The 22,412-nt window shown below is 40.0% G+C and carries 15 protein-coding genes; 3 read left to right on the forward strand and 12 right to left on the reverse strand.

Annotated elements, in window-relative coordinates; translation table 11 throughout:
- Positions 1-104 precede the first annotated feature (104 nt).
- Positions 105-551, forward strand: coding sequence for a DUF1694 domain-containing protein (locus GEZ84_RS04835; protein WP_153223689.1), 447 nt, complete (start codon positions 105-107; stop codon positions 549-551).
- On the opposite strand, the gene GEZ84_RS04840 is transcribed toward GEZ84_RS04835, so the two are convergent.
- From GEZ84_RS04840 to abc-f, 11 genes are all read right to left on the reverse strand, one after another.
- A complete protein-coding gene (locus tag GEZ84_RS04840; protein ID WP_153223690.1) occupies positions 548-1,657 on the reverse strand; it encodes a glycerate kinase in 1,110 nt (369 codons plus the stop codon). The two genes, GEZ84_RS04835 and GEZ84_RS04840, sit on opposite strands and share 4 nt — an antisense overlap.
- A gap of 8 nt (positions 1,658-1,665) precedes the next feature.
- Positions 1,666-2,310 carry a phosphoserine phosphatase SerB gene (gene serB, locus GEZ84_RS04845; RefSeq protein WP_153223691.1) on the reverse strand — a complete coding sequence of 215 codons (645 nt, stop codon included), beginning with the start codon at positions 2,308-2,310 and terminating at the stop codon, positions 1,666-1,668.
- A 58-nt stretch (positions 2,311-2,368) separates the two neighbouring features.
- A complete protein-coding gene (gene glgA, locus GEZ84_RS04850; RefSeq protein ID WP_153223692.1) occupies positions 2,369-3,802 on the reverse strand; it encodes a glycogen synthase GlgA in 1,434 nt (477 codons plus the stop codon).
- Positions 3,799-4,938 (reverse strand): glucose-1-phosphate adenylyltransferase subunit GlgD, encoded by a 1,140-nt coding sequence (glgD, locus tag GEZ84_RS04855; RefSeq protein WP_153223693.1) that lies wholly within the window; start codon positions 4,936-4,938, stop codon positions 3,799-3,801. The genes glgA and glgD overlap by 4 nt, the downstream gene beginning before the upstream one ends.
- Entirely contained in the window at positions 4,928-6,070 is a 1,143-nt protein-coding gene (locus tag GEZ84_RS04860) for a glucose-1-phosphate adenylyltransferase (RefSeq protein WP_000787249.1), read from the reverse strand. The genes glgD and GEZ84_RS04860 overlap by 11 nt, the downstream gene beginning before the upstream one ends.
- Complete coding sequence (glgB, locus tag GEZ84_RS04865; RefSeq protein ID WP_153223694.1) at positions 6,060-7,988, reverse strand: 1,4-alpha-glucan branching protein GlgB; 1,929 nt, start codon at positions 7,986-7,988, stop codon at positions 6,060-6,062. Before glgB ends, GEZ84_RS04860 begins: the two co-directional genes overlap by 11 nt.
- Before the next feature lie 320 nt (positions 7,989-8,308).
- Positions 8,309-10,579 carry a type I pullulanase gene (gene pulA / locus GEZ84_RS04870; protein ID WP_153223695.1) on the reverse strand — a complete coding sequence of 757 codons (2,271 nt, stop codon included), beginning with the start codon at positions 10,577-10,579 and terminating at the stop codon, positions 8,309-8,311.
- A gap of 118 nt (positions 10,580-10,697) precedes the next feature.
- The gene (gene ligA / locus GEZ84_RS04875; RefSeq protein ID WP_153223696.1) at positions 10,698-12,656 is read right to left on the reverse strand and encodes an NAD-dependent DNA ligase LigA; all 1,959 of its coding nucleotides are present in this window, start codon (positions 12,654-12,656) and stop codon (positions 10,698-10,700) included.
- Positions 12,657-12,748: 92 nt separating this feature from the next.
- Positions 12,749-13,927, reverse strand: a complete 1,179-nt coding sequence (locus tag GEZ84_RS04880) for an MFS transporter (protein WP_153223697.1) — start codon at positions 13,925-13,927, stop codon at positions 12,749-12,751.
- 79 nt (positions 13,928-14,006) lie between these two features.
- Positions 14,007-14,870, reverse strand: a complete 864-nt coding sequence (locus GEZ84_RS04885; RefSeq protein ID WP_153223698.1) for a MutR family transcriptional regulator — start codon at positions 14,868-14,870, stop codon at positions 14,007-14,009.
- 2 nt (positions 14,871-14,872) lie between these two features.
- On the reverse strand, positions 14,873-16,774 hold the full coding sequence (gene abc-f, locus GEZ84_RS04890; RefSeq protein ID WP_153223699.1) for a ribosomal protection-like ABC-F family protein: 1,902 nt from the start codon (positions 16,772-16,774) through the stop codon (positions 14,873-14,875).
- 152 nt (positions 16,775-16,926) lie between these two features.
- Here abc-f and GEZ84_RS04895 point away from each other — a divergent pair, with 152 nt between their 5' ends.
- Entirely contained in the window at positions 16,927-18,645 is a 1,719-nt protein-coding gene (locus GEZ84_RS04895; protein ID WP_153223700.1) for a phospho-sugar mutase, read from the forward strand.
- A 111-nt stretch (positions 18,646-18,756) separates the two neighbouring features.
- Entirely contained in the window at positions 18,757-19,104 is a 348-nt protein-coding gene (locus GEZ84_RS04900; RefSeq protein WP_153223701.1) for a thioredoxin, read from the forward strand.
- A 31-nt stretch (positions 19,105-19,135) separates the two neighbouring features.
- Here GEZ84_RS04900 and GEZ84_RS04905 read toward each other — a convergent pair whose 3' ends face one another.
- Positions 19,136-22,390: a DEAD/DEAH box helicase family protein gene (locus GEZ84_RS04905; RefSeq protein WP_153223702.1), complete on the reverse strand. Its 3,255-nt coding sequence runs from the start codon at positions 22,388-22,390 to the stop codon at positions 19,136-19,138.
- Between the last annotated feature and the right edge of the window lie 22 nt (positions 22,391-22,412).

Genomic DNA, 22,412 nt, shown 5'->3' on the forward strand with positions numbered 1-22,412 from the left:
TTTTTCAAGAAAAAACGTTATCTTTGTGCAAATTTTCCTTAACTTTATAAAGTAATCGCTTTCTTTTGTCTGTTTTATTCTAACTTTTATGATATACTGTTTTCATGACAGATTTATCAAAACAATTACTTGAAAAAGCTCATGGTGGAGCAAAATTAAATCCAGATGAGCAAAGACGCTATCTTGGTACTTTTGAGGAAAGAGTTCTTGGATATGCAGATATTGATACGGCAAATAGCCCTCAACTAGAAAAAGGTTTTTTATCTATTTTAGAAAATCTTCAGGACAAAGCAGAGCCACTATTTGTGAAGATTTCACCAACTATCGAATTTGATAAGCAAGTTTTCTACTTAAAAGAGGCAAAAGAAACTGATAGTCAAGCTACCATTGTATCTGAAGAGCATACTTCTTCTCCTTTTGGCCTGATTATCCACACCAATGCACCAGTTCAAGTAGAAGAAAAGGACCTTCGACTTGCTTTTCCGAAACTTTGGGAAGTTAAAAAAGTAGAACCAGCCAAAACATCCATCTGGAAGAAATGGTTTGGCTAAATCTTGCGCATATTTAATAAATGCCCTATATTGGCGGCCGTGTGCTCCAAATAGAGACTGGCATTTTTCAAACTATCTTCTAGAGCTTCACTTTTCTCCAAAATTGAAAAGGCGACTTGGATATTTTCAAATGGTAGGGAAGGTAAATCTTCAGCAAGACTACCGCAAATAGCAATGACAGGAACTCCAGCAGGGGTTCTTTTTGCAACACCTATTGGCGCTTTACCAGCCAAACTTTGACGATCTAGCCTTCCTTCTCCTACAACTACCAAGTCAGCATATGCAACTTTCTTATCAAAATCAATCAAATCTAAACAGGTATCAATTCCAGACACGATATTTGCCTGAGCAAAAGCACACAAACCGCTAGCAATGCCTCCACCAGCTCCTTTAATTTCCAATGTTACAGGTGAGGCTTTTTCATAAAAATCTTGGATTGCCTGATCTACGACTGCAAACATAGTAGGATGTAAACCTTTTTGCTTTCCAAAAGTGTAGGTCGCACCTTGAGGACCACATAAGGGACTCACGACATCTGCTAAAATACGAATTTGCAAATCTTCAGGAATTTCATAGCGATTTTCTATTGAAACAGAAGCTAGTTTTAGTAAGGATTGACCGCATGCAGGCAAGACATTTCCATCCTTATCATAAAATTGATAACCCAATCCAGCAGCTATCCCAATACCTCCATCATTACTGGCCGTGCCACCAACGCCGATAAAGATATCTTTAATCTCTTTAACAATGAGGTGGCGAATCAACTCTCTAATACCACAAGTTTGGATTTGAAGTGGATTTCGTTTCTCTAGCGGAATCTTTCCAAGACCAACCAAGTCGGCAACTTCAAAGAGTGCCAGTTCCCCTTTTTGAAAATAGCGCATGGCTTCTTTTTGTCCAAAAGGTCCTGTCACTTGGACACATTTTTCTTCTAGGGCAAGAGAATGTCGAATAGCATCTACAGTACCTTCTCCCCCATCACCAACAGGGCAGAGGAGACAGTCTACATCTGCTATCGATTGTTGGAAGCCTCTTTTTATAGCTTCAGCTACCTGTTGAGATGTCAAGCTTTCCTTAAACGAATCTGGTGCAATTACAATCTTCATATTTTCCCTCATTCTAAAAAGTTAATCAAAGGAAGAACTTCTAAAAAATCCCTCTTGTCAACATAATAAGGTATTTCTTTTTTGAGCACTTCTTTGGCACAAAAGGCGATTCCTATCCCCGCCGACTGCAACATTAATAAATCATTGGCCCCATCTCCGATTGCTATTGTTCTTTTTTTAGAAAGTCTTAGTTCCTTTCTCCATTGTTCTAGGGTTGCTTGTTTGATTTCAGGACTAATAATTTGTCCAACTAATTTTCCTGTTAGAAGACAGTCTTTGATTTCAAGTTGGTTGGCAGAGAAATAGGTAATCCCTAGGGATTTTGCTAATCTCTCAACTATTTGCGTAAAACCACCTGACACCAGACCAACTAGAATGCCATTCTTTTGGAGAATAGAGATAAATTTCTGTGCATTTGGCGATAGATGAATAGAGTTAAAGACTGTATCAAAGACCGAAATAGAAAGGCCTTCCAAGAAGGACACTCTTTTTCTTAAACTGCTCTCAAAGTCCAACTCTCCTTGCATTGCCCGACTTGTAATCTGCGAAATTTCCTCCTCACGACCTGCCTCTCTACCCAAAAGATCAATCACTTCTTCTAGGATTAAGGTTCCATCAACATCCATAACACACAATCCTTTTACTTGAGACATCAGTTCTCCTCTCTAAACAGCCCAAAAATCGTATGAAGTCATCATACGATTTTATCTATTAATTAACTAAACTATGGTACAAGTCAAGATATGACTTGCAGGCTGTATCCCATGAGAAATCACACTCCATAGCTTGTTTTTGTAGGTTTCTCCAAACGTCTGGGTTGTTTCGATACAAGTCCAATGCTGTTTGGAAAGTCCAATTTAACCAATAAGGAGATAGATTGTCAAAGCTAAAGCCAGTACCGCTTCCTTCAATTGGATTGAAAGCACGAACGGTATCTCGTAAGCCACCAACTTCATGAACCAATGGCAAGGTTCCGTAACGCATAGCCATCATTTGAGACAAGCCACATGGTTCGAAACGACTCGGCATGAGGAAAAGGTCACAAGCAGCGTAGATTTCTTGAGCTAGTTTGACATCAAAAGTGATATTTGCTGATAGCTTGTCTGGATAGATTTGAGCAAACCATGAGAAAACTCCTTCAAAGGCTGGATCACCAGTTCCTAAAAGAACAATCTGAACATCTTCTTGCAAGATATGGTGCAGACTTTCCACCACCACATCAAAACCTTTTTGACGTGTCAAACGAGAAACAATTCCCACCAGTGGAACGTCAGCTCTAACAGGCAAGCCAACTCTTTCTTGCAAGTTTGCCTTGTTTTGGGCTTTTCCAGACAAATCTTCCTGATTAAAATGATAGTCTAAAAGGGCATCCGTCTGAGGATTATACAGGTCAGCATCAATCCCATTCACGATACCAGAAACTTTACCAGATTCCATTCGAAGAATCTGATCCAAGTTACATCCAAACTGACTGGTCATAATTTCATGAGCATAACTAGGCGAAACTGTTGAAACACGGTCTGAGTAAAGAATTCCAGCCTTCATCCAGTTCAGACAGTTGTTCCAGCGAAGGGTACCATCAGCATAACGTTCAAAGCCAACTCCAAACAAATCACCCAACATTCCTTCTGAGAATTGTCCTTGAAATTCCAAATTATGAATGGTTAGAACAGTTTTAATGCCCTCATAGGCTTGAATCCAACGGTATTTTTCCTTCAACAAGAAAGGAATCATGGCTGTATGGTAGTCATGAACATGGAGAAGGTCAGGAATAAAGTCAATCCTTTCCATAGCCTCAATGGCAGCCAGTTGGAAGAAAGCAAAGCGTTCTCCGTCATCAAAGTCACCGTAAACATGACCGCGGAAGAAATAATATTGATTGTCAATAAAGTAGAAGGTTACACCATTTAATACTGTTTTCTTAATTCCACAATACTGTCTGCGCCAACCAACACTCACCTCAAAATGAAGAACATCTTCAATCTGATTTCCAAATTTAGCCTCTACCATGTCATAGTAGGGTAAAATTACTGCAACTTCATGTCCCGCTTTTACTAGTGATTTAGGAAGAGCGCCAATGACGTCTCCCAAACCACCTGTTTTTGAAAAGGGTGCACCCTCAGCTGCTACAAATAAAATTTTCATGAATGAATATCCTCTGTTACTTTAGCACCTTTCTTAACGACAACTGGATGTTCTGCAGTGCCTCGAATCACAACGCCATCCGCAACTTCCACCCACTTGTCCAAGATAGCATATTCGACCTGAGCACCTTCTCCAATCACAACACGAGGGAAGAGTAGGCTATCCTTAACCAAGCTATCCTTATGGACATGAATATTACGTGATAAAACAGAATTAGCCACTTGACCTTCAATAATACTACCAGAGGCAAACTGAGAAGTGCCTACCTTAGATGTGTTAGCGTAATAAGTTGGTTCTTCGTTTTTAACCTTTGTATAAATCTTTTGGTTTGGTGAGAAGAGAGAGTAGAATTTTTGCGATTCAAGCATATCTTTGTTAGCTTGGTAATAAGACTCTACAGAATGAATATTTGCAAGGTAGCCTGTGTACTCGTAGGCAAAAGCCCCTTCTTTAGCAGCTAAATCACGTAAAACATAGCGCAACTTCTCTGGATGGTCTTTTTTAGCCTCTTCTTCCAAACGTTCAATCAACCAAGGTGTATCAACAACAAAAATATCTGTAGACATATTGAATATTTCTTCTGTTGATTTTCTATCAAATAGTGTGTGAGAACGAACATGGTCTGTTTCATCTACTTCCAAGATTGCGTTCACTTCTGAAATATCTTTCTTAGGAAGTTTCTTATAAACAACTGTAATAGGCCCCTTCGTTGTGTTATGAAGGTGGAACACTTGGTTCAAATCAATATTAATTAAGACATCACAGTTAAGTGACACTGTTTGGTTTGAGCCGGAACGTTTCAAATAAGTAAGAAGCTGTTGGTAGTATTCTTTTCCTACTGTGCTACTCTCAACGCGTGTATTATAAATTCCTAGATAATAGTGACTAAGAAGAGTGGACAAGCCCCACTCACGCCCTGAACGGATATGGTCAAAAACAGAACTAATATTATCCTGCTGAAAAATACCAAAAACACTGCGAACACCAGCATTGGCAAGACTTGAGAGCGGAAAGTCAATCAAACGATATTTACCGCCAAATGGCAAACTAGCTACTGGACGGTGGTCTGTCAATGTTGACATATCATGAAAACCAACTGTGTTTCCTAAAATGGCAGAATATTTATCAATCTTCATCTGTTGCTACCCCCACTACTTCATTATATCCTACAACTTGTACTTCTTCTGTTCCATCAATTTCGACACCATCAGAAATAACTGCACCTTCACCAATAATGGCACGTTTGATTTTAGCTCCGTGTCCAATAATTGCCCCACTCATGATAACTGAATCAACAACTTCTGCCCCTTCGCGAACTTGCGCACCTGTTGAAAGGATAGAATGTTTAACAGTTCCATCAACGAAACATCCGTCTACAACCAAGGAATCTTCCACATGAGCATTAGCCCCAAGGAAGTTTGGTGGTGAAATTAAGTTTCTTGAGTAGATCTTCCATTGACGATTACGGCTATCCAAGGCATTTTCTGGAGAAATGTACTCCATATTCGCTTCCCAAAGCGATTCAATAGTACCAACGTCTTTCCAGTAACCATTAAATTCGTAGGCATAGACACTTTCACCTGACTCAAGGTAATTTGGAATGACATTTTTACCGAAGTCTGACATATCGACATTGCTCTTTTCTGCAGCGACTAACATATTGCGGAGACGTTGCCAATCAAAGATGTAAATCCCCATAGAGGCTTTGGTAGATTTAGGTTGGGCTGGTTTCTCTTCAAATTCTACAATACGATTATTAGCATCTGTGTTCATGATACCAAAACGGCTAGCTTCTTTAAGAGGAACATCAAGAACTGCTACTGTCAAACTGGCGTTATTATCCTTGTGAGACTGGAGCATAGCATCGTAGTCCATCTTATAGATATGGTCACCCGAAAGAATCAAAACATACTCAGGATTGACACTATCGATATAGTCGATATTTTGATAAATAGCGTGACTAGTTCCTTCAAACCAACGATTTCCTTCACTTGCTGAATAAGGTTGAAGGATAGAGACACCAGAATTAATCCCGTCTAGACCCCAACTTGAACCATTCCCGATATGGTTGTTGAGAGCAAGTGGTTGATACTGTGTGATGACTCCAACATTGTGAATGCCTGAGTTGGCGCAGTTTGAGAGAGCAAAGTCAATGATACGGTAGCGCCCACCAAATTGCACAGCTGGTTTTGCGATGCTTTGAGTAAGTTTACCGAGACGAGTTCCTTGCCCACCAGCAAGAATCAAAGCTAACATTTCATTCTTCATTTTCTACTCCTTTTTGGTTTTTACTTGTGACAGTTTTATCAGATTTCAAGCGACGCTTGATTTTCCATATACTAGCTCCCATAGCAGGCAGGGTAAAGGTCAAGGTCTGCTCATAATCCTTCCATAGTCCTTCTTGCGTTTGAACAGTTTGATTGTGTTCTTTCCAGACACCGCCCCACTCTTCTAACTCAGTATTCCAGACTTCTTCGTAAATTCCTGCAATAGGAAGTCCGATTGTAAAATCTTTTCGTTCAACAGGTGCCATATTAAAGACACAGACTAACATATCGCCCTTTTTACCCTTACGGATGAAGGACAGAACACTCTGGTCTCGATTATCCGCATCAATGATTTCTATACCATCATAGCTGGTATCGATTTCCCACAGACAGCGATGGTCTTTGTAAAACTGGTTTAGCTGAGAAGTGAAAGACTTCATCTTAGCATTCATTGGATCTTCTAGATTAGACCATTCTAGTTGTTCTTCAGATTTCCATTCTAGGAATTGTCCATATTCACTACCCATGAAGAGCAATTTTTTACCTGGGTGACAAATTTGGTAAGTGTAGAGATTGCGCAAGCCTGCGAATTGATTATATCGATCTCCCCACATCTTGTGCATCATACTCTTCTTGCCATGAACCACTTCGTCATGCGAGAATGGTAGGAGATAATTCTCCTTGAAGACATACATAAAGCTGAAAGTCACCAGGTTAAAGTCATATTTACGATAGATCGGATCTTCTTCGTAGAATCGGAGGATATCATTCATCCAGCCCATATTCCACTTATAATCAAATCCTAGACCATCTGAATCCTTGGTGTCAGTAATCTGAGTAGCTGATGAACTTTCCTCAGCTATCATCATAACGTCTGGATGAACTTGTTTAATCACATCGTTCAAGCGTTGAAGGAAATAATAACCCTCATAGTTGAGATTGCCGCCATCTTTATTAGGCGTCCATGGCGCATCATCATAGTCAAGATAGAGCATGTTGCTAACCGCATCCACGCGAATACCGTCTAGATGGTAAAAGTCAATCCAAAACTTAATGCTAGAAATCAAGAAGGACTGGACTTCATTTTTCCCAAGGTCAAAATTGAGTGCTCCCCAACCGTAGTTATGAGCCTTATTATGGTCTTGGTATTCAAAAGTCGGTGTTCCATCATAATAGGCTAAGGCATCATCATTAATAGTAAAGTGACCAGGTACCCAGTCTACAATAACTCCAATATTGTTTAAGTGACATTCCTCAACAAAATCTTGAAACTCCTCAGGTCGACCATAGGCATGCTCTAAAGCGAAGTAACCCATAAGCTGATAGCCCCAACTCAAACCTAGCGGGTGAGACATCAGAGGCATAAACTCAATGTGAGTATAGTTCATCTCAACCAAGTAAGGAATGAGTTCGTCTTTCAATTGAGCAAAACTATAGGGGCTGCCATCAGGATTTCTCTTCCAAGAGCCAGCATGAGCCTCGTAAATATTGACAGGACGCTCTTCAAAGCTCAAGCGTTTTCTACGGGCCAGCCAGAGACCATCCTTCCATTTCTTTTCTGGAATATCTGTTAAAATAGCACCAGTCCCAGGTCGTGCCTCATACCTTACAGCCAAAGGGTCAATCTTCATCAGCTGATGACCATTTGCACGCGTGATATGGTACTTATAAATTTGGCCTTCTTGAGCAAGACTGGTAAAGACTTCCCAAACTCCAAATTCATTCCGTTCCATTGGGATTTGATTTTCAACCCAATTGGTGAAATCCCCTACCAAGTGTACAGCTTGAGCATTGGGTGCCCACACACGAAAAGTGTAGCCATACTCACCATTTTTTTCTTCCCTATGAGCTCCCAGATAGTGCTGGAGGTGAAAATTTTCACCTGTCATAAAGGTTTCTAAAGCTTGTTTCTTATCCATACACCCTCCTATTTCTGTAAGCGTTTTCTATAGATTTATTATACTACCTTTTTAGAGAAGATTCAAGTAAATTACGGAATTTGCTAAAAATTCTTTTGAAAGCCTTCAACAAATTCACTGATCTATTCACTTGTAAATCAAGAAATTTTCAGAAACGCTTTGAAAACGAATTGTTTTTTTTACAATACTACCATAAAGTTCGTTATTTAGCTAACCAAAATATAATTTTAAGTAAAAAAATAAATCAGGAAAGCAATTTCCTGATTTTATTGTTTTTAAGAGATAAAGTACTGCAAATAAATTTAAATTGTAAATCTATTCTACAAAACTTTAAAGACGCTGGCGCTAACGCCACCAACCGTGTCTTTATCAGCTAAATGGCTATTGGTCACCAAGAGTTCTAGATTTCCAGCATTTTCAAACTGGAAGTCTTGCCCTTTAGCATTAAAGACAACCAATAGATGTTCTTCCCCATGAATTTCATAAATAATCCAACCACTATGCTCATTTGCTGAATGAACAAAGACATGATGGTAAATGTCATCATAAGTAGGGTAAGAAAAGGCGCTGGTTTCGGTCTTCAATCGAATCATCTGACGAATAAACTCAATACTATCTTGACGCTCATTGATCAAGTCCCAGTTGACTTGATTCACACTGTCAGGAGCATTGTAGCTATTCATAGCACGTTCTCTATCATCATGGGTCAACTCACCAGTTGCAACCAGTTTGGTACGACCAAATTCTTGACCGATTTCCATAAATGCCATCCCTTGCATGAGTAGGTTCATAGCTGTGGCTGTCTCAACCTTGCGCATAATTTGTTCTGAACTTTGGTCTGGATGTAGGGTTGCCAACAAATCGTGAAGATTGTAATTGTCATGGGCTTCTACATAGTTAAGCACCTGATTTGGATGTGTATAGGTACCTAATTCACGACTTCCTAGAATTGCTTTGGCTAAAATTGGCTCTGTAGCAGCACCACTAACAAAACCTGACTTGATAGCACCATAAACTTCTCCCCCTTTGACAGCATCACGCTGATTGTCATTAAAGAAACCAATATTTGGCATCTGGTAGGCATTGTCTTTCTTAGCCTTATCATATGGAGCAAGACCTGTTCCCATATCCCATCCTTCTCCATATAGGATAATGTTAGGGTCGATTTCATCCAAGCTCTGACGAATCATCTGCATGGTCTTGACATCATGAATCCCCATTAAGTCAAAACGAAAACCGTCAATATTGTATTCCTGCACCCAGTATAGGAGGGAATCAATCATATACTTGCGGAACATTTCGTGTTCGCTGGCTGTTTCATTTCCAACACCCGTTCCATTCTGGAAGGTACCGTCTGGATTCATACGATAATAGTAATCAGGGACTGTTGTTTGGAAAGGTGCATCAACAACTGAGAAGGTATGGTTATAGACCACATCCATAATGACACCAATACCCGCATCGTGATAAGCTTGAACCATGGTCTTCAAATCTCGAATAACCTGAGCTGGATCCTCTGGATTTGTTGAAAGGCTCGTTTCTGGTGCATTATAGTTTTGTGGGTCATAACCCCAGTTGTAGGTTACATTCCCATCCGCATCGTATTCTTTGTGTCTATCTGCAATTGGTTGCAACTGAACATAATTGTAGCCCAGCTTTTTGATGTAATCAAAAGCAGTTGACTGACCGTACTGGTTAACTGTTCCAGTCTGAGCAGCACCTAAGAAAGTTCCTCGAAGATCTTCATCCACACCCGAGGTCTGTGATTTGGTCAAATCACGAATATGCATTTCACAAATAACTGCCTTACATGGATTTGCCAAGCGCCAAGTAGCCTCCGAACCGTGCTTGACCTCAAAGTTTTCAACTTGCTTTTCTTCATGACTCAAAATAGCTGAACGTTTGCCATCAGGACTGGTCGCAATTGTGTATGGGTCGCGTGTCAGTGTTTGGTGATGAGGAAATTGGACTTGATACTGATAAGCCTTACCAGTCAAATCTTCCTCAACATCCAAACTCCAGACACCGATTGTATTGTCCTTATGATTATAAGAGTAGCTATTGCCTCTTTCCATCTCAAAAGTCTTCCAAACAGGGGCATCGTTAGCAGCTGATTCATAAACAACAACCTGCACTTCTGTCGCTGTTGGAGCCCAAAGGGCAAAATGAGCCTGATTATCCTCTATACGGCAACCCAATTCCCCTTGATAACCCCAATGATGGTCAAAACTAGCACTATTAATGGCCTTATCAAAGGCAAAAGGATTTTGATTTTTATAAGCAGGACTTGCAATTGCAGGATTTTCAGAATAATAAATCCTATCATCCCCTTCCAAAATCCAGACCTCTGTTAAAAGAGGGTAGTGATTGAAACGGATAGCATATTCTTTACTGGTTTGTCCTGTATGAACCACAAAATTCAAGCTTTCTAGGGGATGAGCGCTTGGATGTTCAAAACTAAATAAGGCACCAAAATAATCTTCTTTATAGGTCAGCAAATCAATCCGTTGATCCTGACTTTTTACAAAAGAGCAAGTGTCATATTCACCATTCTTACGATGGTAATGAATACGCATAGGGTAGTTATACATTTTTTATTTTTCCTTTATATTTCTTAATTTATTTCTATTTGACTAATAAGTTCTAGACCGATTTTGTTCCGATTAACAAACATAGTCCTCTTATCTAAACTCTGCTTTTAAACGATCATTACAAACTTTCTAGCCAAGCTTCGTCTCGAACCTCGATACCAAGCTCTTGTGCTTTTTGCAGTTTGCTTCCAGCATCTGCACCTGCAACGACAAGGTCGGTCTTTTTAGAAACACTGCCTGTTACCTTGGCACCCAGACTTTCGAGTTTACTTTTAGCTTCTGAGCGCTTGAGCCGTTCCAATTTCCCAGTCAATACCACTGTCAAACCTGACAAGGCTGCATCCTCTACTACCGTCTGACCTTTATAGTCCAGATTGACTCCTGCTTCTTTCAATTCTCTGAGGAGAATTTCAGAGCCTTCTGTCGCAAAATAAGTCTGAAGACTCTTGGCAATCACGCTACCCAGACTTTCAATACTAGCCACTTCCTCTGGAACTGCCTGAGCCAGATTTTCAATCGAATGGAAATGTTGGAGTAAGAGCTGACTGGCCTTGCTTCCGACATGGCGAATTCCTAGACCAAACAAGAGCTTCTCAGCAGAATTTTCCTTTGATGCTTGAATGGCTTGATACAGTTTACCAGCAGACTTTTCCTTGACCCCCTCTAAAAGGAGGAAATCTTCTTCTTTCAAACGATAAATATCCGCAACATCCTTAACCAGATTAGCAGCAAAAAGCTTCTCAACAATAGATGGACCAAGGCCTGTAATATTCATAGCATCACGAGAAGCAAAATGAATCAAACCTTCCATGATTTGAGCAGGGCAACGTGGATTGATACAACGCAGGGCCACTTCATCTTCGAAATGCAACAAGTCAGAGTCACAACTTGGGCAGCTTGTTGGGATATCTAGTTTTTCTTCAGAAACCCGTTTGGACTCTACCACACGTAAAACAGCAGGGATGATGTCCCCAGCCTTATAGACGATAACCGTGTCGTCTTTGCAGATATCTTTTTCAGTAATATAATCCACATTGTGTAGGGTCGCACGGCTAACAGTCGTACCAGCAAGCTGAACTGGTGTCAGATTTGCAGTTGGGGTTACAACACCCGTACGGCCAACTGTCCAATCAACTGAGAGTAGTTGAGCTTCTTTTTCCTCAGCAGGGAACTTGTAGGCTACTGCCCACTTTGGAGCTTTAACGGTAAAACCGAGTTCCTCTTGACCTGCTAGGTCATTGACCTTGATTACTACTCCATCAATATCATAAGGTAGATTGTCCCTTTCATGCCCTACTTCTTGGATAAAATCCCAGATTTCATCTATGTTTTCAGCCAAGATTCGCTTAGGATTGACCACAAAACCAAGTTGTTCTAGGTGCTTCAAAACCTTTTCTTGACTATCACGAGTTGAAGGGCTGGCTTCTTGATAGAGGAACGTTGCAAGATTGCGCTTGGCAACTACTGCTGTATCCAGCTGACGCAGTGTTCCTGCCGCTGCATTACGAGGATTGGCAAATTCAGGCTCTCCATTTTCTTGGCGAGCTTGGTTGACCTGATCAAAAGAAGCGCGTGGCATATAACATTCCCCACGAACTGTGATATCTAATTCTTCTGGCAAGGTCAAAGGAATGTCCTTAACGCGCTTGAGGTTTTCCGTGATATTTTCCCCAACAGAACCATCTCCGCGCGTTGCCCCAGCAACTAAAATCCCCTTTTCATAAGTAAGAGAGATTGATAAGCCATCGATTTTCAACTCACAAATATAGGTTGGATGAGCCACTTCCTTACGAACACGCGCATCAAAAGCTTCAAGCTCCTCACGTGAAAAAGCATCCTGCAAACTGTAAAGAGGATACTGATGACTGTATTTTTCAAAACCATCTAAAACCTTACCACCAACACGATGGGTCGGACTGTCTGCTAACACTTGATCTGGATAGGCAGTTTCTAACTCAACCAACTCTCGGTAAAGGCGGTCATACTCACTGTCAGAAACCGACGGATTATCGCTGGTATAGTACTCAGTCGCATAGCGATTGAGCAAGGCGACTAACTCATTCATTCTTTTATTCATAAGACCATTTTACCACAAAGTAAGCCCTCCTCACAAACGAGAAGGGCGGAAAAAACACTTAGATTGGAATTATTTTTAAAATGCAAACAGACTTATGTCTCTTTTTCAAAATGAGTTCGAACATACACGAGGGATAGACAAGACAGGATGATAACCCCGCTTCCAATTATCAAGAAAGAAAAGAGATGTACACTTGGTAGCACTGTCATAAAACCTTTGGCAATAGGCATAAATAGAATAGCTAAGGTAAAAATTGTGCTTAATACTCTCCCCAAATATTCCCCCTCAACCTTGGTTTGCACCTGAGTAAAAAAGTGAATATTAAAAATTGTCATAAACAATTCACAAACTAAATTTCCAGAAAAGGAAAGCAAATTTGGAAGTGGTAATCCCATCATAAGAACTCCGACACCTGTCAAAGCCAGTAAAATCAAAAGATTATAAACATTAGCTTTAATTTTACTAGCTAGAAGAGCCCCAATGATGGAACCAATAGCCCCCATAGTCAAAATACTTGCGTAAGCTCCTTCTACTCCGTAAAGCCTATTTGAAAAGGGGAGGAGAAATTCAAAGGCGGCAAAAAAGAAATTAACACTGGAAGCTACTAACAAAAGGAAAAAGATTTCTTTCTGGCGCCAAATATAGCCAAGTCCATCTTTCATATCAGCAAAAATGGCTTTCCAGCTGAAAGTCTTTTTCTCTTGTTCCTGAGTCTCTTTTTTAGGGAGAAAAGCTACCAAGGTAAATGCGATGAAAAAACTAATGGCATCTAAAACAAGCGTCGTATGGAGACTGGCAAATTGTAAAACAAGGAAGGAAAGTACAGGAGAACTTACAGCTACAACCTGCAAGGCTAACTCTAAACGAGCATTGTAGGTCACAATCTCGTCTTTCTCAACAACCTCAGTTATGATAGCTTTATTGGCTGTACGAGAAAATGCAAATGCAACCGCCTGAACAATATTGGCAAAAATCAAAGCCCCAATCATCCAGCTGTCATTCCTTATGAAAGAAATAGCCAGACAAAGAAGCCCACAAACAAGGTCTGTCGTCATTAAAATCTTACGACGAGAAAAACGATCTGAAATGACTCCGCCAAAAGGGTTTACGAGAATGGAAGTAACGAGTTCAGAAATCTGATACATTCCTAAAACTGTTTGTCCGATAGCCCCCATGGACGCCAACCAAACACTATTTCCATAATCATAGAGCATATTCCCTATCTTGTTAATAGCTCCACGACTAATCAACTGTACTGCATAGCGATTCATATAAAAACTCCTCTCAAATTTTGAAACTATTGTATCAAAACTGAAAGGAGCTTTTTATTTTTTCCCTTATTTGGGAAAATTAATCTTTGACAAATTTCTCGTAGTGTTCCTGATAGTAGGCTACTTGCTCTGGAAGACCTAGTAGGTCAAAAATATGCATGGCCTCTTGCATTTGGCTACAACCTTCTTTACACTGTCCTTTTTGGTACAAGGAAAAGCCTTTTAGATAATGGAAAATATTACGCTCATACAGTTTGATCCCTTTACCAATAATCTTCTCTGTATAAGTCTCAAAATAGCTTGCATTGTCAAAAGAAAGATGCTCTAAACAATGCTGGTAACAATTGAGGGCCAAAATCAACACTAATCTCTTATGGCGCCCAATTTCTTGATAAAATTCCTCCCTCTCCATAACTTCTCTGCCAATCCGAGTGACATAGTCCACATCGTAGAAACTATAGAGGTTACCGAAAAGAATCAACTCATACATGGTCCATTCTTCTGTTTTGAAGAGATAATCTGCCACCTTATCCAAATCATCCTGCTTCATATCATAGCTCGCATCTCTTTGACAAATCAGACCTTGCAACAAAATCCAGTTCAGCTCAAAATAAAGGGGAGTCGTCGAACTCTTAGCTTTTTCAAGTTGTTCCCTTTGAAGCTTTTGAAAACCTGCAATATCATTTGAATAGTAAAGAGGCACAATTTGTCCCATCATGGCAACATGTTCATGATTATGAAAATTCCTTGCCTTGTCCATGAAATTTTCGATTGTGACATGAATGTTATCCAAAATCTCAAAAAAACGTGAGACTGCTAGGTCAGACTCCCCAAGCTCAAAGCGAGATAACTGGGAAGTTGAACAGGACTCCCCTGCCGCTTCCTTTAAAGAATAATTTCCACTTGTCCGAAATTCACGAAATACTTTTCCAAGATGTTCCATCTTTACACCTGCTCTGATAATTCTTCCCACTCAAGCATCGCTTCTTCCTGACGGTGGCTGATTTTGTCCAACTCAGCCTGTAATTCCATCAATTTGTCTGCATCGTTTGTTTCCAACATTTGTTCAGAAATGGCTTGACTTTGACTTTCTAACTCTTCAATTTCAGCTTCTAGATTTTCGATTTGTCTCATGAGCTTGCGAACTTCTTTTTGACTTTCTTTCTGGGCCTGGTAATCATTGACTAGACTTGATTCTTTTACTTGATTGTTAGTTGAAGCTTCCTCAGTCTGGCTCATTTCTACTTCTGCTTTCTTCTCAACATAGTAGTCGTAATCTCCCAAATAAAGAGTCGAACCATTCTCAGACAATTCCAAAACATGAGTTGCCACACGATTGATAAAGTAACGGTCGTGGCTGACGAATAGAAGGGTACCATCAAAGTCAATCAAGGCATTTTCTAGCACTTCCTTGCTATCAATATCCAAGTGGTTGGTTGGCTCATCCAGAATCAAGAAGTTGTTATTTTCCATAGACAATTTAGCCAAAAGCAAACGAGCTTTTTCGCCACCTGACAGCATGCCGACTGATTTTTTAACGTCATCTCCTGAGAAAAGGAAGGCACCTAGACGGTTGCGGATTTCAACTTCTGGTGTCAGTTTAAAATCATTCCAGAGTTCATCCAACACAGTATTACTTGGTGTCAGCTTGCTTTGGATTTGGTCATAGTAACCAACCTCAACATTAGCGCCAAATCGCTTTTCTCCCTTAATAAACGGAATCTGGTCCACAATAGACTTGATAAAGGTTGACTTACCGATACCATTTGGACCAACAATAGCGACAGCATTCATCTTACGAAGGTCTAGGTTAATAGGTCCTGACAATATTTCCCCGTCATAGCCAATAGCCGCATTTTCAACAGTCAGAACAACATTACCAGACGTTTTCTCAGACTGGAAGGTCATGTTGGCTGCTTTCTTACCAGCTTTAGGCTTGTCTAAACGCTCCATTTTTTCCAGTTGTTTGCGACGAGATTGGGCACGTTTGGTCGTTGAAGCTCGGACTAGATTGCGATTGACAAAGTCTTCCAGAGCTGCGATTTCCTTCTGTTGCTTTTCATAGTTTTTTACCTCAGTAGCTAGCTTTTGCTCCTTCAGCTCAACAAAACGAGAGTAATTGCCCACATAGCGATCCAAGGAATGCTTGGTCAAATCCAGCGTAATCGTCGCAACCTTATCCAAGAAATAACGGTCGTGGCTGACAATAATGAGGGCACCGCTATAGTTTAGCAAGTAATTCTCTAGCCAGGCAATCGTTTCAATATCCAAGTGGTTGGTTGGCTCGTCTAGTACCAAAAGATTAGGTCTTTCAAGGAGCATTTTGGCTAGAGCCAAACGAGTATTTTGACCACCAGAAAGTTCAGCTATTTTCATCTGCCACATAGACTCGTCAAACTTGAATCCATTCAAAATCGCTCGAATATCAGCTTCATAGGTAAAGCCACCTGCTTGGCGAAAATTCTCAGATAAGCGATCGTAATCTGACATCAGTTTATCCAAATCAGCACCAGACTTTTCTCCCATCTCTAGCTCCATCTGACGCAGTTGTTTCTCCGTCCGACGTAAGTCATCAAAGACATGAAGCATCTCATCGTAAATGGTATTTTCAGACTCAAAACGGCTATCTTGGGCTAGGTAAGACAGAGAAATATCTTTTTTCTTATTGATTTCTCCACTAGTTGGCTCCTCTTCTCCAACCAAAATCTTCAAAAGAGTAGACTTACCTGCTCCATTTTTCCCAACAAGGGCTATCCTGTCTCGTTCATCAACCTGCAAGTTGATATTATCAAAAAGAACCTCTCCTGCAAAAGAACGTTCAATTTTATTAGCTTGTAAAATAATCATACAAGTAGTATAGCATGTTTCCCTAAGGCATTCAAGACTTGATAAACATACATATGTCACCACTATTATGAAAATTATGCTACCGTTTTACTAAAACGCTAAAAAGTGCTATAATGTGAACGGTTAAAACAATTTACAAAAGGAGAATGTTAATGTCTTACCAAGAAAATTACCAGAAATGGGTTGATTTTGCGGAACTTCCTGACTACCTTCGTCAAGATTTGGAAAATATGGATGAAAAAACAAAGGAAGATGCCTTCTATACAAATCTTGAATTTGGTACTGCAGGTATGCGTGGCTTGATTGGTGCGGGTACCAACCGCATCAATATCTACGTTGTTCGCCAAGCTACTGAAGGATTGGCTCGTTTGATTGAGTCAAAAGGTGGAAACGAAAAAGAACGAGGTGTAGCAATTGCCTACGATAGCCGTCACTTCTCACCTGAGTTTGCCTTTGAATCTGCGGCAGTTCTTGCTAAACATGGTATCAAATCTTATGTATTTGAAAGCCTTCGTCCAACTCCAGAACTATCATTTGCAGTTCGTCACCTCAACTGTTTCGCGGGTATCATGGTCACAGCCAGCCACAACCCTGCTCCATTTAACGGTTACAAGGTTTACGGTGAAGACGGTGGACAAATGCCTCCACACGACGCAGACGCTTTGACTACTTATATACGTGCAATCGAAAATCCATTTGCGGTAGAAGTTGCTGATGTGGAAGTTGAAAAAGCTTCTGGCTTGATTGAAGTTATCGGCGAAGCTGTTGACGTAGAATACCTTAAAGAGGTTAAGGACGTAAACATCAACCCAGCCTTGATTGAAGAATTTGGTAAAGACATGAAGATTGTCTACACACCACTTCATGGTACTGGTGAAATGTTGGCTCGTCGTGCTCTTGCCCAAGCAGGATTTGACTCTGTTCAAGTCGTTGAAGCGCAAGCAACTGCCGACCCAGACTTCTCAACTGTAAAATCTCCAAACCCAGAAAGCCAAGCAGCCTTTGCTCTTGCTGAAGAACTTGGTCGTCAAGTTGGTGCAGATGTTCTTGTGGCAACTGACCCTGATGCTGACCGTGTTGGTGTTGAAGTTCTTCAAAAAGATGGTAGCTACCTCAACCTTTCAGGTAACCAAATCGGTGCCATCATGGCTAAATACATCTTGGAAGCCCACAAAAACGCTGGAACTCTTCCTGAAAATGCAGCTCTTTGCAAATCTATCGTATCAACTGACTTGGTAACGAAGATTGCTGAAAGCTACGGCGCAACCATGTTCAACGTTTTGACAGGTTTCAAATTTATCGCTGAGAAAATCCAAGAATTTGAAGAAAAACACAATCACACTTACATGATGGGATTTGAAGAAAGCTTCGGTTACTTGATTAAACCATTCGTACGTGATAAAGACGCTATCCAAGCTGTTCTAGTCGTTGCTGAACTTGCTGCCTACTACCGTTCACGTGGTTTGACACTTGCTGACGGTATCGAAGAAATCTACAAAGAGTATGGCTACTACGCAGAAAAAACAATCTCTGTTACCCTTTCAGGTGTCGATGGTGCTGAACAAATCAAAGCGATTATGGCTAAGTTCCGTAACAATGCTCCAAAAGAATGGAACGCAACAGCTATTACGGTCGTAGAGGACTTCAAGGCTCAAACAGCTACTGCTGCTGACGGTACTGCTACAAACTTAACAACTCCTCCAAGTGATGTGTTGAAATATACACTTGCTGACGGTTCATGGATTGCCGTTCGCCCTTCAGGGACAGAACCAAAAATCAAGTTCTACATTGCAGTTGTAGGTGAAACCAACGAAGAATCACAAGCTAAGATTGCTAATATCGAAGCAGAAATCAATGCTTTTGTAAAATAAGACACTATAAAAGATGAGACCAACCAATCTCATCTTTTTTTCGTATCAAATCTAAGCAATTTTAGAAACTTTATGGCATACTAGACTTATCAATGAAAGCGAGGTAATCTCATGGAACAATTTTTAGATAATATCAAAGACCTTGAAGTCACTACAGTTGCGCGTGCACAAGAAGCACTTGATAAAAAAGAAACTGCAACTTTCTTCATCGGTCGTAAAACTTGCCCTTACTGCCGTAAATTTGCTGGTACCTTGGCAGGTGTCGTAGCTGAAACTAAAGCTCACATTTACTTCATCAATAGTGAAGAGCCAAGCCAACTCAATGAGTTGCAAGCATTCCGCTCACGCTACGGAATCCCAACTGTACCAGGATTTGTTCACATTACAGATGGACAAATCAATGTCCGTTGCGACTCTTCAATGTCAGCACAAGAAATCAAAGAATTTGCAGGATTGTAAAAGATATAAAAAGAAGGCACCCGCCTTCTTTTTAATTATTTTCAAAATAGGAATCAACCAACTCCTGAATTCTTCCTTCTTTAGCTGCTGGAATGGTATCTTCTAAAACAAAGTTCTTTCTACTAATGTCTTGTGAGAGATTTCCAAAGATAAAATTAGTGGAAATGTTATAGATAATTTCGGACGGTGCAAAGCCATAAACTTGATTTTCCAGGATATGTTTTAAGCGTTCTTCAGAATTTGGAAATGCATCTTTCAAGCCTTCGCTATTATATAGTCGCTTAACAAGTTCAGCAATATAGAGACCAGACTTCATGTACAAATCAATGAATGTCTTAAATGGATCATCAAATATTCTTGGATTTTCTTTTTCAAGATCATCTACCATCCTCTTCACTACCCGTTTAGGAGTAAAAATCTGATTGGTTTTCTGTGGTGGAATATAGTCGAAAATATCTTCTTTTTGGTCTTTAAAATAATCCGCCAACTCCTCTTTCTTGCGAAGAAATTCTTGGATTGCTTCATCAAATGTTGCTCGATCAAAGAGATGTCCTGCAAAATCTTGTCCACCATCTCTCAAATAACGAAATTGGTCAATCGTAATACCAGTCACCTCAAAGAAGACTTGCTCAGGAACAAAGGTATCAAAATTATCAAGTGTTAGAGATTGATTGCCATAGGCCATGATGAAACTTGGAATTGTTCGTGCAAATCCACGAAGATGGTCACGAATCTCATCTTGAGCTGATTGTTTCAACTGTTCAACACGTTTTATCTCAACCTGTTCAATAAACTTCTCAGGCATTTTTTCCACTTCTTTTTTGAGTGTTTGCTCTAGTTTTTCTCTGTGAATGAGATTATTTTCTTCTAAACGTTTATCAAAATCTTCTTGAATCTTATCCTTCTGTTCCTTATCAACCGCTTCCTTGATTTGTTGCTGCAATTCTTCCCTGATATGAGCTTCAGAAATTTTTCTTTCGATATCATTTTTTCGAATTTCATTCTCAAATGTTACTGTAATTTGTTTCTTAATTTGCTCAGTTTCCCGAGTTTTTAGGTTGTATTCACCTTTCAAATCTTCTACAATCACTGAAGAAACTGTCTTGCTCAAATCATTAACCAGCTGTTTTTGAGTTCTGTCCTTATCCTTAGTGAACAAATCTATCACAGATTGACTAAGTCCATAGACTTTTTCACCAAAAAGTCGCATTTGCTGATTAACTACAATTTCATGGTCAACTACTTCATTGCCCTCATCATCTACTGTAACATCTGAAAAGTCTAATAAATCAGAAGGTTTTTGAAGCTTCCCTTCCTTTTCAACTGGTAGCTCATTTAAAATATCTAGAACTGTTTGACTAGCTTGGAAAATACCGCTGATATTATCAAATAATAGATTGGACATAAAGCCTCGTTTAAGAACTTCTCTAGCTTTTATCTGGCGAGGGATGGTTAGAACTGCCTTAGCATCAATTTCAACCATCTTACCAGCACGATCTTCGGCTATGACAGGGAAGAAATTTAGTAATTCTCTGATATTTTCTTCACGAGTCGCAGAAGTCCCACCACCTCCTGCGGTTGCTAGTGATAAGTTGTTAGCAAACTCATCAAAGAGAATCAAGGTTCTTTCTGGCGCAAAGTCAAATACATAGGCTTTTTCTTTGCGGAAGTGATTTCCTTTGTTATCGCTCCATGAGTATGGATTTTGAGCACGGAAGGCGGCCTGCATATAAAGTGCAGGTGATTTCATGTTCGATAACATCAATACACCTGTCCACTCAGGGATAGTGACACCTGTCGTCAATTGACCGACGGATAGGGTGATGGTTTTGTCATTCTCTGCTATCGCTTTCCTAACCAAGTCTAACGATTTCAGTTTGACTTTATCGTCTTCTTCGGACATACGTCCGTCACCAGCAGCTAGAACAATCTCATAGTTTTCATAGATTGGGTGTTCTTCTAGTAGTGCTTTTAAAGCCTTAGCTGAGGCTACACGCTCCAACAACCAAAAAGTATGCTTGAGTTCATTTCGAAGTTCTTTGGTTGAAAATGGGTATTTTTCATTGCTCGATAGAGTATCTAACCAATTTCTGACATCTTGCTCATGGATAAATTTCCCTTTATCATCTGTAGCGAAAAATTCACTCAAGTCAAAAGCATAGTCAATATTTTTACCATCGAGTTGAGCGCCTTTTTCTAACTCTTCACCAATCATCTGAGACATTTGATAGGTAAAGAGATTCAACTGAGGCAAGCTTTCATAAGGATTTTCCTCTTCTTGCTCAGGAGACCAAGTAAATTTGGCAGACTGTTCATCCGCATAAGACCAGTTGTAAATCTGCTCCTCTGTAAAATCTCCTTTAGCCAATGCTTTAAATGGAGTTCCAGAAAGGTGTAAGGTAAAGTTTCGACGGATCTTATTAAAAGCTTGGTCTGTCTTAAAGGTATCAACTCCTTCGTGAGCCTCATCGATAACCAACAAATCCCAATGCAGATCAGTAACCCATTTGAGTTTATTGTGCTCTCCACCAAGATAAGCAGAACCTTTCAAGTCTTGGAGACTGATAAAAGCAAGTTGTCTTACATCGTCATCTAAAATACCAACAAATTCTTTACGTGACAAGGTTGGACGACTCTTAAGGCTATCTGATTCAGAAACAAACTTATAAGTCGTTTGACCTGCTATGAATGTTTCAAAATCATCATACCATGAGTTAGCAATGGCAGGGCGGTTTGTTACAATCAGGACATTAACAGCTTCCATTCGGCGAGCTAGGTCATAGGTAGACAAGGTTTTACCAAATCGTGGCTTGGCATTCCAGAGAAATTTTCCTCCTGGATAATTCTTGAAATAAGCTAATGTCTTAGCAATCGCTTCTTCTTGCTCCTGTCGCAGAGTATAGTCCTGTCCTTTTCCAGGCTGATAACCAGACAAATCATGCTGAACAAATTTATCGAATAGATTTTTTGATTTCTCAGGAGTTCCATTAAAGTAAAACCATTCCGTCTTAGGGCGACGTTCTACATCATGGAAAGAAAGGAAATGGTGGAAATCATGATCCTTGAAAGTTTTCCCCTTATCAGGATCTTCTGTATAGGTCGCATCGCCAGTCCATAAGACATCTGTAGCTATATGAGCAGTGTGCGTTTGCTCCTTGATACGTTGTGTGACATCACGTTCTGTATAACCAATCTTAATCCAGCCTTCATTACTGGTTACCGTAGGAGTTGTGTAGGCATAGATTTTAGGATGAATCTCTTTAGTGGTTTTAATTTCTACTGGCATAAGTTTTCCTTTTTTTAAAGAA

It is taken from the genome of Streptococcus mitis (assembly GCF_009496155.1).
GTDB lineage: Bacteria > Bacillota > Bacilli > Lactobacillales > Streptococcaceae > Streptococcus > Streptococcus mitis_BQ.